This window comes from Streptomyces sp. NBC_00104 (genome assembly GCF_045160825.1).
Taxonomy (GTDB): Bacteria; Actinomycetota; Actinomycetes; order Streptomycetales; family Streptomycetaceae; genus Streptomyces.
Map to the genome: position 1 here is coordinate 3,928,847 of NZ_CP108215.1, position 12,081 is coordinate 3,940,927.

A 12,081-nucleotide genomic window follows, 5' to 3' on the forward strand; every position below is an offset into this window, starting at 1 on the left:
TTACCTACAAGGGATGTCGATGACCCTCACCCCCCAGCCCGACCCCCGGTCGGGTGCGAGACGCGTGGCGCGCATAGCCGTGGCCGCGGGACTGGTCGCCGCGCTCTCCGCGGCCGGACCGATACCCATGGCCTTCTCGGCGGACGACCCGTCGGCCACCGTCCCGGCGGACGGCGGCGTCAAGTCCGCCCACGACAAGCTCGGTTCGACCGACGCCGACCTGCTCGCCGAGGCCAAGGCCGACGGCGACAAGAACGTCACGATGATGATCGCCACCACGCCCGGCAGGACCGAACAGGTCGCCGAGCAGCTGGACGCGGTCAAGGGCGGCTCCGTGGGCCGTACCTACGACAAGCTCGGCTACGTCCGCGCCACGGTCCCGACCAAGAGCGCCGACTCGGCCATCTCGGCCGCCGCGAAGCTCTCCTCCGTGCAGGGCATCGACCTGCGCCAGGAGATCGTCCTCGACGACCCGTCACCGGTCGCGAAGACCGAGAAGGGCGCCGAGGCGCAGGGCACGGCGGCCAGGACGTACCCGGGGCCGAGCAAGAACACCCCCGCCGAGAACCCGTACAACCCGTCCTTCGAGACGGGCGCCGTCGACTTCGTGAAGCAGAACCCGAAGGCGGACGGCCGGGGCATCACCATCGGCGTCCTGGACTCCGGTGTCGACCTCGGGCACCCCGCGCTGCAGAAGACCACCACCGGCGAGCGCAAGATCGTCGACTGGGTGACGTCCACCGACCCGATCGTCGACGGTGACGGCAGCTGGCGTCCGATGACGAACTCGGTCGCCGGGCCGACCTTCACCTACGGCGGCCGGACCTGGACCGCGCCCGCGGGCTCGTACTCCGTCAACACCTTCCGCGAGTCCGTCACGGCGGCCGGTGACGCCGCCGGTGACGTGAACCGCGACGGCGACACCACCGACGCGTGGGGCGTGCTCTACGACGCGGCGGCCGGCACGGTCACCGTCGACGTGAACCAGAACTTCGACTTCACCGACGACAAGCCGATGAAGCCGTACAAGGACGGCTACCAGGTCGGCTACTTCGGCACCGACGACCCGTCGACCGAGGTCGCCGAGCGCCAGCCGTTCGTCGTCGAGTACCGCAAGGACGTCCCGATGGACCCCTTCGGGGGTGACTGGGTCGGCAAGAAGGCCGACTTCGTCAACATCGGTCTCATCTCCAGCGAGCACGGCACCCACGTCGCCGGCATCACCGCCGCGAACGGCCTGTTCGGCGGAAAGATGAACGGCGCCGCCCCCGGCGCGAAGATCGTCTCGTCCCGCGCCTGCGAGTTCGGCCCCGGCTGCACCAACGTGGCGCTCACCGAGGGCATGATCGACCTCGTCGTCAACCGCGGCGTCGACATCGTCAACATGTCCATCGGCGGCCTCCCGGCGCTGAACGACGGCAACAACGCGCGCGCCGAGCTCTACACGCGCCTCATCGACACCTACGGCGTCCAGCTGGTCATCTCGGCCGGCAACTCCGGCCCGGGCGCCAACACGATCGGCGACCCCGGCCTGGCCGACAAGGTGATCTCGGTCGGCGCGTCCATCTCCAAGGAGACCTGGGCGTCCAACTACGGCTCGCAGGTCGCCAAGGACTACCAGCTGTTCAACTTCTCCTCGCGCGGCCCGCGTGAGGACGGCGGCTTCACGCCGACCCTGGTGGCGCCGGGCGCCGCGGTGAACACCGCGCAGACCTGGCTGCCGGGCGTCATCGCCCCCGAGGCGGGCTACACGCTCCCGGCCGGCTACCAGATGCTCAACGGCACCTCGATGGCCTCCCCGCAGGCGGCCGGCGCCTCCGCGCTGCTGCTCAGCGCCGCGAAGCAGAAGGGCATCGACCTGACGCCCGCGAAGCTGCGCACCGCGCTGACCTCGACCGCCGACCACATCAGCGGCGTCCAGGCGTACGCCGAGGGCGCGGGCCTGATGAACATCGTCGACGCGTGGAAGTCGGTCAAGGCGGGCGCGACCGCGCACGAGTACTCGGTCAAGGCCCCCGTCGACACGGCGATCGACTTCGCGCTGAAGACACCGGGCTTCGGCACCGGCGTCTACGACCGTGAGGGCGGCCTCAAGGTCGGGCAGAAGAAGACGTACGACGTGACGATCACCCGTACGTCCGGCGCCGACAAGGCGATCCGCCACGAGCTGCACCTGGAGAACAACCGGGACGACACGTTCCGGATCGTCGGCGACGACGTGGTCTCCCTGCCGCTGAACAAGCCGGTCACCGTGAAGATCGCCGCCAAGGCGGAGAACTCGGGCATCAGCAGCGCGATCCTGGAGGTCGACGACCCGAAGACGGTCGGCATCGACCGTCAGGTGCTCAACACGGTGGTGGTCTCCACGCCGCTGAAGTACACCCACTCGGCGTCCGGCACGGTCCAGCGCAACTCCTTCAAGTCGTACTTCGTCACCGTCCCCGAGGGCGCGAAGACCCTTGAGGTCGCGATCAGCGGACTGAAGGACAAGAGCCAGACCCGCTTCATCGCCAACCACCCGTACGGCCTCGCGGTCGAGAGCACCAGCTCCCTGACCTGCTACAACAACTACCTCGACGGCAACGGCTGCAAGCCGGACGTGCGTTCGTACGCCAACCCGCAGCCCGGTGTCTGGGAGTTCGAGGTCGAGTCGCGCCGGACGTCACCGGTGCTCGACAACACCTTCAAGCTGAACTTCGCGGTCTACGGCGCGAGCTTCGACCCCGAGGTCGTCACGGTGCCCGAGGCCAAGGTCGGCACCCCGACCGCCGCCTCCTGGAAGGTGACCAACAGCCTCGCCCCCGTCGACGGCAAGCTGGCCGGTGGCCCGCTCGGCTCGGCCAAGACCGACCGGCCGACCATCGCGACCGGTGTCACCCAGACCTCCACGGTCGAGGTGCCCGCGGGCGCCGAGTCCCTGGACGTCGCCATCGGCAACACGGCGGACACGGGCGCCGACCTCGACCTGTACGTCTACGACGCCGCCCACAACGAGGTCGCGAGCTCCGCGGACGGCGACTCCGAGGAGACCGTCTCCATCCCGTCGCCGGCCGCCGGCACGTACACCATCGAGGTCGTCGGCTACGCGGTTCCGGCCGGGTCCACCGCGTACGACTACCGCGACGTGTTCTTCTCCTCCGCCCTGGGCGAGGTGAAGGTCGCGGCCACCCCGGTCAAGCTCGGCACGGGCGCGTCGACGACCGTCTCCGGTGACGTCGTCGCGGCCGCCGAGGCTCCGGCCGGCCGGGAGTTCTTCGGCCAGGTCCAGCTGGTGAACGCGCGCGGTACCGCCGCGGGCACCGGCAGCGTGCGGATCGAGAAGGTCACGCCGTAGGAGGAGTAGGAGGAGGAACACTGGTAGTGCGCCGGTACTCCTACCGGTAGTGCGTGAGTGAACCGAGGGGGCGGGTGTCCGGGAGGACGCCCGCCCCCTCGTCGCGTTCAGCGGGTCAGTCGCACGACAGCCCCTTCGTCGCGTTCAGCGGGTCAGTCGCACGACAGCCCCTTCGAGCCCGGCAGCGCCGCCTCGATCCAGGCCCGGTCGCGGGCGATGTCCGCCTCCTTCGTGGTCCAGATGTCCGGCCGGGCGTCGTCCCGCGGGATGCCGACGAGGACGTGGTCGCCCTTCTTCAGGCGGGGGTCGACGTCGTGGTCCATGGGGAAGACGATCCGGTCGGCGCCCTTGTCGGGCTTGAGCCAGCGGTCCACCTCGACCGTGATCCGGTCCTGCGGGGCACCGGTCACGGGTTCGACCTCGGTGACCGTGCCCTCGACGATGAGGCGGGCGCAGGCAACGTATCCCTCCTTGCTGAGCGAGGCGGAGTCGCCCCCCGCACCGCTCTCCGCCTGGTCGCCGTCCTCCTGGCTCCCGGACTTCTCGGAGACGCCCGAGTCGGACGCCGTCACGCCGCCGCCGGCTTGTACGACGACCCAGCCCACGCCGAGGACCACGGAGGCGGCCGCGGCGGCGGCGAGGGTGCCGAAGGTGATCTTCAGGGCGCGCCGGGCGCGGGACGGCCGCGGCGGCAGGGGCCTCACCGACGCGACGGGGGCCGGCGCGGGCCCGGACACCCGCCCGGGGTCCGTCTCGGCACCGGCCGCGTCCCCCGGCCGCGCGGCCACGGGTCGCCCCGGCGGCGCCCCGGCCACGGCGTCCTCACCCGCCACCGCCAACGCCTCACCGATCAGCCCCAGCTGCTCCCTCAACAGCTCGATGTCGACGACGGCCGCATCACGCGACGCCACGAACTCGGCATCCCGCAGAGCGTCCTCGGGCAACGGTTCGTCGAGAAGGGCGGCCATGAGCGCGTCCATGCCCGCGTAGGCGGGCCCGTCGTACGCGAGGTCGCCGTCCGCGGAGCCGGCGCCCCGGCCCCCGCCGTGGGCAGGGCCGTCGCGCTCGGCACCGTCGACGACCGAGCCGTCGCGCTCACCGTCCCGCCGCGCGAGGTCGCCGGCCGCGCTGTCTCCGCGCGCGGTGTCTCCGGACGCGGTGCCTCCGCGCGCGAGGTCGCCGGACACGGTGCCTCCGCGCGCGGCATCGCCGTGCTCGCCCTCCCCACGCTCGCCATCGCCATCGCCACGACCGCCGTCCCGGCGCGCATCGTCACGATCGCCATCGCCAGCCGCGCTGTCTCCGCGCGCGGTGTCTCCGGACGCGGTGCCTCCGCGCGCGAGGTCGCCGGACACGGTGCCTCCGCGCGCGGCATCGCCGTGCTCGCCCTCCCCACGCTCGCCATCGCCATCGCCATCGCCACGACCGCCGTCCCGGCGCGCATCGTCACGATCGCCATCGCCGTCCGCACGCGCGGCGCCGCGCCCCGCGTTCCCGCTTGCGAGGTCGCCGTGCTCGGTGTTGTCGCGCTCGGCGTCCCCGCGCTTCGCACCGCCGCGTGCTACATCGCCGCGTGCGACATCGCCGCCTGCGGCACCGTCCCGCTCGGCGTCCCCGTGCGCGGCGCCCGCCTGCGCGATGTCGTCGTACTCGGCGTCGCGTCGGCTTTCGTCCCGGGCGGCCATGTCACACCACCTCGTCCTCGTGCAGGCGGGTGCGCAAGGCGCGGACCGCCGAGTGGAGCCTGCTCTTGACCGTGCCCTCGGGGATGCCGAGCTCGTCGGCGATCCCGCGTACCGGCAGGTCGGCGTAGAAGCGCAGGACGAGGACCTGGCGCAGGGCGTCGGGCAGCTCGTCCAGGCCCCGGGCGACGGCGAGCGAGAGCACGCTGGACTCCTCGCCGGAGGGGTGCTCGTGCTGGCGCAGCGAGGCCAGGCGCTCGCCCAGGCGCTCCTGGCGGCGCTTGGCACGGTGCCAGTCCATCGCCAGGTTGGAGGCGACCACCGCCGCCCACGCGGACACGTCCCGCGGTGCCTCACGGCCGCTCGCGGCCCGCTCCAGCAGCCGCAGTCGGACCTGCTGTACCCCGTCCAGCAGGTCCGACTGCGGAACACCGCCGAGCGCGAGCACCGCCCGCACCCGCCGCTCCTGGGCCGCGTCCAGTGGGTCGTCCGGCTCCTGGACCCCCTCGACGTGGCGCGCCTTTCTGCGCAGCACAGCCACCCCTCCCCTCCCGCGTTTCCCCTACGACGCCGATGCGGGCCGAAACGTTCGGAACCGTCGCCCGACTTTCCCGGCGGAGCACAGAGGCGTACGTCACACCTTCGCGTGCGCCCGGGTGCCGTGGGCAGGGTCGAGGCAGCACAGCTTGCGGTACGGGACCGTCGTAGGGCGAATTTCTCCAGCTCAGCCGGGGTGACGGCCAAAGAAGCGGCTCCGGCGCCGGTGCCCGTCGCGTCCGATCGTGTGAGCGTCCTGGTCAAACGATTGGACAGGCGGGCCCGGCCTGACCGCATGATGGAAAGGCCTCGGCCATGCCGCAGACACACTCAAGCCACGTAGAAGGAGTCGCCGTGAGGGTCGGAATCGTCGGAGCCACCGGTCAGGTCGGCACGGTCATGCGCAAGATCCTCAAGGACCGCGACTTCCCGACGCGCGAGCTGCGCCTGTTCGCGTCCGCCCGCTCGGCCGGTTCGGTCGTCGACGGTGTGACGGTCGAGGACGCCGCGACGGCCGACTACTCGGGCCTCGACATCGTCCTGTTCTCCGCGGGTGGCGCGACCTCCCGGGCGCTGGCCGAGAAGGTGGCGTCCCAGGGCGCGGTCGTGATCGACAACTCCTCGGCGTGGCGCCGCGACCCCGAGGTACCGCTGGTCGTCTCCGAGGTGAACCCGCACGCGATCGCCGACCGCCCCAAGGGCATCATCGCGAACCCGAACTGCACGACGATGGCCGCGATGCCGGTGCTGCGTCCGCTGCACGACGAGGCGGGCCTCGAAGCGCTGGTCGTCGCCACCTACCAGGCGGTCTCCGGCTCCGGCCTCTCGGGCGTCGCCGAGCTGCACGGCCAGGTCCAGAAGGTCGTGGCGGACGCGGACAAGCTGACGCACGACGGCTCGGCGGTCGACTTCCCCGAGCCGAACGTCTACCAGCGGCCCATCGCCTTCAACGTCGTCCCGCTCGCCGGTTCGATCGTCGACGACGGTCTGCACGAGACGGACGAGGAGCAGAAGCTCCGCCACGAGTCCCGCAAGATCCTGGAGATCCCCGGCCTCAAGGTCTCCGGCACCTGTGTCCGTGTCCCGGTCTTCTCCGGCCACTCCCTCCAGGTCAACGCCCGCTTCGCGCGTCCGATCTCCGTGGAGCGCGCGACGGAGCTGCTGGGCGGCGCCCCCGGCGTGGCCCTCTCCGACATCCCGACCCCGCTGCAGGCCGCCGGCCAGGACCCGTCGTTCGTCGGCCGCATCCGCGCCGACGAGACGGTGGAGCACGGCCTCGCCCTCTTCATCTCCAACGACAACCTCCGCAAGGGCGCGGCGCTGAACGCCGTGCAGATCGCGGAGCTGGTGGCGGCTGAGCTGAACGAGTAGGCGGGCAGGACGCGAAAGAGGGGCGCCCACCGTGAACGGTGGGCGCCCCTCCGCGCGTTCACAGGGCCAGATGCCGCCGTAGGGCCACGTCGACCTCGGCCATTCGCTGGCGCGGGACCGAACCGATCGGCCTCACCAGCCTCTCCGGAGCGAGCGCGCGCACCTGCTCGCACTGCACCTTGGAGTCCTTCGGAAGGCCGCACTCCTGGGCGGGTAGCAGCACCTGGAACGGATAGACCCGAGAAGTGTTCGTCGTCAGAGGGACCAACGTGATCACGCCTCGCCCGGTCCGCGCCACGGCCGCGTTGGCACCGTCGTTGGAGACAATCACTGCCGGACGCGCCTTGTTGGCCTCACTGCCACGCGTCGGCTCGTAGTCGACCAGGTAGATGTCACCGCGCTTCATCAGCCAGCCCGTCACCCGAGAACCGGTCCCAGAACGCGGCGTCCTCGCTCCCGTCCCACTCGGCGAAGGCCTCGGCGTACTCCTGCTCCAGTTGCGCTTCACGCAGGAGTGCGATGGCGGCGTGTATCACGGCCGACCGGGAATCGGCATCCGTACGCGCGGCGTACTCGTCGACGAAGGTGACGTCCTCCTGAGGCAGGCTCACACTAATCTTCATACACCTGATGCTACCCGGGGTAGGCACACGTTAGCCACTCCAGACAGGGCCCCGCTCATGGAAGGATGTCCGAACCCACACATACCGAGGAGATGACCGCGTGCCTGGCACAAACCTGACCCGCGAAGAGGCTCAGCAGCGGGCGGCGCTGCTGAGCGTTGACTCGTACGAGATCGATCTCGACCTCTCCGGCGCGCAGGGTGGGGGTACATCCCGCTCGAGCGAGGCCGAGAGTGGGGGAGGCACCTACCGGTCCGTGACCACGGTGCGCTTCGATGTCGCCGAGAGCGGTGCGGCGTCCTTCATCGACCTGGTGGCTCCGACCGTCCACGAGGTGACCCTCAACGGCGACGCGCTGGACCCGGCGGAGGTCTTCGCGGACTCCCGGATCGCGCTGCCCGGTCTGCTGGAGGGCCGCAACATCCTGCGGGTCGTCGCCGACGCCGCGTACACCAACTCGGGTGAGGGCCTGCACCGGTTCGTCGACCCGGTCGACAACCAGGCCTATCTGTACACCCAGTTCGAGGTCCCGGACGCCCGCCGCGTCTTCGCGTCCTTCGAGCAGCCGGACCTGAAGGCCACCTTCCAGTTCACCGTGAAGGCCCCGACCGGCTGGACCGTCATCTCCAACTCGCCGACGCCGGAGCCCAAGGACGACGTCTGGGTCTTCGAGCCGACGCCCCGGATCTCCACGTACATCACGGCGCTCATCGTCGGCCCGTACCACTCCGTGCACAGCGTGTACGAGAAGGACGGGCAGAGCGTGCCGCTCGGCATCTACTGCCGGCCGTCCCTCGCCGAGCACCTGGACTCCGACGCGATCTTCGAGGTCACGCGGCAGGGCTTCGACTGGTTCCAGGAGAAGTTCGACTACGCGTACCCGTTCAAGAAGTACGACCAGCTGTTCGTGCCGGAGTTCAACGCGGGCGCGATGGAGAACGCGGGCGCGGTGACCATCCGCGACCAGTACGTCTTCCGCTCGAAGGTGACGGACGCCGCGTACGAGGTCCGCGCCGAGACCATCCTCCACGAGCTGGCCCACATGTGGTTCGGCGACCTGGTGACGATGGAGTGGTGGAACGACCTGTGGCTGAACGAGTCGTTCGCCACGTACACGTCGATCGCCTGCCAGGCGGACGCCCCCGGCTCGCGCTGGCCGCACTCCTGGACCACGTTCGCCAACTCCATGAAGACCTGGGCGTACCGGCAGGACCAGCTGCCGTCCACGCACCCGATCATGGCGGAGATCGGCGACCTGGACGACGTGCTCGTCAACTTCGACGGCATCACGTACGCGAAGGGTGCTTCCGTACTGAAGCAGCTCGTCGCGTACGTCGGCCAGGACGAGTTCTTCCAGGGCGTGCAGGCGTACTTCAAGGCGCACGCGTACGGCAACACGCGCCTGTCCGATCTGCTGGGCGCCCTGGAGGAGACCTCCGGCCGCGATCTGAAGTCCTGGTCGAAGGCGTGGCTGGAGACGGCCGGCATCAACGTCCTGCGCCCGGAGATCGAGACGGACGAGCACGGCGTCATCACCTCCTTCGCGATCCGTCAGGAGGCCCCGGCGCTGCCGACGGGCGCGAAGGGCGAGCCGACGCTCCGCCCGCACCGCATCGCGGTCGGCCTGTACGAACTGGACGACACCAGCGGCAAGCTGGTCCGCGACGAGCGGGTCGAGCTGGACGTCGACGGCGAACTGACCGCCGTACCGCAGCTGGTGGGTAAGCGCCGCCCGGCCGTGGTCCTCCTCAACGACGACGACCTGTCGTACGCCAAGGTCCGCCTGGACGAGCGGTCGCTGGCCTTCGTCACCGAGCACCTCGGTGACTTCGAGGCGTCCCTGCCCCGCGCGCTGTGCTGGGCCTCGGCCTGGGACATGACGCGCGACGCGGAGCTGGCGACCCGCGACTACCTGTCCCTCGTCCTGTCGGGCATCGGCAAGGAGTCCGACATCGGTGTCGTCCAGTCCCTGCACCGTCAGGTGAAGCTGGCGATCGAGCTGTACGCCGACCCGACGACCCGCGAGGCGCTGCTCACCCGCTGGACGGACGCCACGCTCGCGCACCTGCGGGCCGCGGAGGCCGCCTCCGACCACCAGCTGGCGTGGGCCCGCGCGTTCGCCGCGACCGCCCGTACGCCCGAGCAACTGGACCTGCTGGAAGCCCTGTTGGAGGGCACGCAGACGATCGAGGGGCTGGCCGTCGACACCGAGCTGCGCTGGTCCTTCGTCCAGCGGCTCGCCGCGGTGGGCCGCTACGACGAGGCGGAGATCGCCGGCGAGTACGAGCGGGACAAGACGGCCGCCGGCGAACGCCACGCCGCCACCGCCCGCGCCGCCCGCCCGACGCCCGAGGCCAAGGCCGAGGCCTGGTCCCAGGTCGTCGAGTCCGACAAGCTTCCCAACGCCCTCCAGGAAGCGGTCATCGCCGGCTTCGTCCAGACCGACCAGCGCGACCTCCTCGCCGCGTACACCGACAAGTACTTCGAGGTGGTGAAGGAGATCTGGGAGTCCCGCTCCCACGAGATCGCCCAGCAGATCGCCGTCGGCCTCTACCCGGCCGTCCAGGTCTCGACCGACACCCTGCACAGGACGGACACCTGGCTGACCGCCGCCGAGCCCAACGCGGCCCTCCGCCGCCTGGTCTCGGAGTCCCGCTCGGGCATCGAGCGGGCCCTTCGGGCCCAGGCCGCGGACGCGTCGGCGACCACGGCGTAGCGACCACGCAGTAGCGACCACGGGTCGTACTGCGGCGGGGGCGCCCGGTGACTTCACCGGGCGCCCCCGTCGTTGTCCGCGGCAGCCCTGATCATGCGCGGCACGCGGCGGACCCGCCCGGTGCCGCCCGCCCGGTGCCGCCCGCGCCGGCCGACCGGCGTCGGCCGCTAGACGGTCGGCGCCCGGTGCCGCACTCCCCCACGCGGCGCTCCCTGTGGCCCACTGATCGACGACGGCGTACGCGGCTGGAGCTGGCCCAGGACCGTCGCGCCGAAGGCGATGGTCATGCCGAGGAGTTGGAGGGGGGTGAGGGACTGGCCGAGCGCCGCCCAGCCGACCACGGCCGCGGTCAGGGGGGAGAGGGGGCCCAGGAACGTGACCTGGGTGGCGGAGAGGCGGCCGATGCCTCGGAACCAGAGCCAGTAGGAGACGGCGGTGTTGGCGAGGGCGAGGTAGAGGTAGCCGCCGATCGCGCGGGTGTCCAGGGCCGGGGGTGCGCCTTCGGCCAGGAGGGCGAGCGGGGCGATCAGGAGGCCGCCGGCGGTCAGTTGCCATCCGGCGAGGGCCAGCGGGCCGACACCGTCCGGGCGGCCCCAGCGCTTGGTGAGGACCGTGCCGGCGGACATGGAGGCGGTGGAGGCGAGCGCCGCGAGCAGACCGACCGCGTCCAGCGCGCCCGCCGCCTTCAGGACGACCAGGCTGACGCCGAGGGCCGCGGCGATTCCCGTGAGCAGCGTGCGTACGGTGGGCCGCTCCCCCAGCAAGGCGGTCGCCAGGCCCGCGACGAACAGCGGGCCGACCGAGCCGACGACCGCCGCCATACCGCCCGGCAACCGGTACGCGGAGAGGAAGAGCAGCGGGAAGAAGGCGCCGATGTTCAGCGCGCCCAGCACCGCGGCCTTCCCCCACCAGGCCCCGTGCGGCAGCCTGCGTGAGATCGCCAGGAGCAGCAACCCCGCAGGAAGCGCCCGCACCAGGCCCGTGAACAAGGGGCGGTCAGCCGGGAGGAACTCCGTCGTCACGGCGTAGGTGGTGCCCCAGGAGATGGGGGCGAGCGCGGTCAGGGCTATGACGGGGAGACGGTTCGCGGTGTGCGTGGTGTGCGCGGTCATGGGCGCGCCCTTCCCGGCGTGAGGGATCTTGGACCATGGAGACAGCTCGCTCGTGATGAGCTCACTCACGATCAGCTTGCTTGTCATTAGCTTAGCGCTAAGCAACTTTCCGTCAAGCAACTTTCTTGCGGCCGACCCGACGACATCCGATACTCGCCCCATGAACGCGCGCCCTGAGCCCGACCAGCCCCTCCGCGACCCCGTCGACGCGATCATCGACCAGTGGGCGGTCGCGCGGCCCGACCTCGACACCACCGCGATGGAGGTGTTCGGGCGGGTCTTCCGTCTCTCGCGGGCGCTCGGCGACCGGATGGAGAAGGCGTACACGCGGTTCGGGATCTCACGCGGAGAGTTCGACGTGCTCGCGACCCTGCGGCGCTCCGGCGAGCCGCACACGCTCTCGCCCCGCCAGCTCTCCGCGACCCTCATGCTCACCACCGGCGGCATGACCGGCCGCCTCGACAAACTCGAACGCGCGAGCCTCCTCCGCCGCTCCCCCGACCCGCACGACCGCCGCGCCCTGCAGGTCACCCTCACCGACGAGGGGCTGCGCCTGGTCGACGAGGCTCTCGTCGCGGGCCTCGCCGTCCAGACCGAGGCGCTCGCCCACCTGAACGACGAGCAGGCCGGCCAACTGGCCGACCTGCTGAGGTTGTTGGTGGTGGGGGCGGGGGCGTGACCGTGGCCCGGGGAGGTACACGAAGAG

The 12,081-nt window shown here is 71.2% G+C and carries 10 protein-coding genes; 5 read left to right on the forward strand and 5 right to left on the reverse strand.

Annotated features, from left to right (window positions below; translation table 11 throughout):
• The first annotated feature begins 19 nt into the window (after positions 1–19).
• Positions 20–3,334, forward strand: a complete 3,315-nt coding sequence (locus tag OG272_RS17255) for a S8 family serine peptidase (RefSeq protein ID WP_405893960.1) — start codon at positions 20–22, stop codon at positions 3,332–3,334.
• A gap of 152 nt (positions 3,335–3,486) precedes the next feature.
• Here OG272_RS17255 and OG272_RS17260 read toward each other — a convergent pair whose 3' ends face one another.
• Positions 3,487–4,521 carry a hypothetical protein gene (locus OG272_RS17260; RefSeq protein ID WP_405893962.1) on the reverse strand — a complete coding sequence of 345 codons (1,035 nt, stop codon included), beginning with the start codon at positions 4,519–4,521 and terminating at the stop codon, positions 3,487–3,489.
• 24 nt (positions 4,522–4,545) lie between these two features.
• Between OG272_RS17260 and OG272_RS17265 the strand changes: the two genes are divergently transcribed.
• Positions 4,546–5,088, forward strand: a complete 543-nt coding sequence (locus OG272_RS17265; protein ID WP_405893964.1) for a hypothetical protein — start codon at positions 4,546–4,548, stop codon at positions 5,086–5,088.
• Here the strand turns inward: OG272_RS17265 and OG272_RS17270 are convergent.
• On the reverse strand, positions 5,021–5,551 hold the full coding sequence (locus OG272_RS17270) for an RNA polymerase sigma factor (RefSeq protein WP_405893965.1): 531 nt from the start codon (positions 5,549–5,551) through the stop codon (positions 5,021–5,023). The genes OG272_RS17265 and OG272_RS17270 overlap by 68 nt on opposite strands.
• Before the next feature lie 356 nt (positions 5,552–5,907).
• On the opposite strand from OG272_RS17270, the gene OG272_RS17275 reads away from it, so the two are divergent.
• The gene (locus OG272_RS17275) at positions 5,908–6,924 is read left to right on the forward strand and encodes an aspartate-semialdehyde dehydrogenase (RefSeq protein WP_326582777.1); all 1,017 of its coding nucleotides are present in this window, start codon (positions 5,908–5,910) and stop codon (positions 6,922–6,924) included.
• 58 nt (positions 6,925–6,982) lie between these two features.
• Here OG272_RS17275 and OG272_RS17280 read toward each other — a convergent pair whose 3' ends face one another.
• The gene (locus OG272_RS17280) at positions 6,983–7,330 is read right to left on the reverse strand and encodes a type II toxin-antitoxin system PemK/MazF family toxin (RefSeq protein WP_327750246.1); all 348 of its coding nucleotides are present in this window, start codon (positions 7,328–7,330) and stop codon (positions 6,983–6,985) included.
• On the reverse strand, positions 7,317–7,547 hold the full coding sequence (locus tag OG272_RS17285; RefSeq protein ID WP_326582775.1) for a ribbon-helix-helix protein, CopG family: 231 nt from the start codon (positions 7,545–7,547) through the stop codon (positions 7,317–7,319). The genes OG272_RS17280 and OG272_RS17285 overlap by 14 nt, the downstream gene beginning before the upstream one ends.
• Before the next feature lie 100 nt (positions 7,548–7,647).
• Between OG272_RS17285 and pepN the strand changes: the two genes are divergently transcribed.
• On the forward strand, positions 7,648–10,263 hold the full coding sequence (pepN, locus tag OG272_RS17290) for an aminopeptidase N (RefSeq protein ID WP_326582774.1): 2,616 nt from the start codon (positions 7,648–7,650) through the stop codon (positions 10,261–10,263).
• 167 nt (positions 10,264–10,430) lie between these two features.
• On the opposite strand, the gene OG272_RS17295 is transcribed toward pepN, so the two are convergent.
• Positions 10,431–11,375, reverse strand: a complete 945-nt coding sequence (locus OG272_RS17295) for an EamA family transporter (protein WP_327729689.1) — start codon at positions 11,373–11,375, stop codon at positions 10,431–10,433.
• A gap of 160 nt (positions 11,376–11,535) precedes the next feature.
• Here OG272_RS17295 and OG272_RS17300 point away from each other — a divergent pair, with 160 nt between their 5' ends.
• Positions 11,536–12,054, forward strand: a complete 519-nt coding sequence (locus tag OG272_RS17300) for a MarR family transcriptional regulator (protein ID WP_327729688.1) — start codon at positions 11,536–11,538, stop codon at positions 12,052–12,054.
• The last annotated feature ends 27 nt before the right edge of the window (positions 12,055–12,081 follow it).

Excerpts from the sequence above, each read along its gene's own strand:
- OG272_RS17255 (WP_405893960.1), top strand. The coding sequence starts at position 20 with ATGACCCTCACCCCCCAGCCCGACCCCCGGTCGGGTGCGAGACGCGTG.
- OG272_RS17280 (WP_327750246.1), bottom strand. The coding sequence starts at position 7,330 with ATGAAGCGCGGTGACATCTACCTGGTCGACTACGAGCCGACGCGTGGC.
- OG272_RS17285 (WP_326582775.1), bottom strand. The coding sequence starts at position 7,547 with ATGAAGATTAGTGTGAGCCTGCCTCAGGAGGACGTCACCTTCGTCGAC.
- OG272_RS17295 (WP_327729689.1), bottom strand. The coding sequence starts at position 11,375 with ATGACCGCGCACACCACGCACACCGCGAACCGTCTCCCCGTCATAGCC.
- OG272_RS17300 (WP_327729688.1), top strand. The coding sequence starts at position 11,536 with ATGAACGCGCGCCCTGAGCCCGACCAGCCCCTCCGCGACCCCGTCGAC.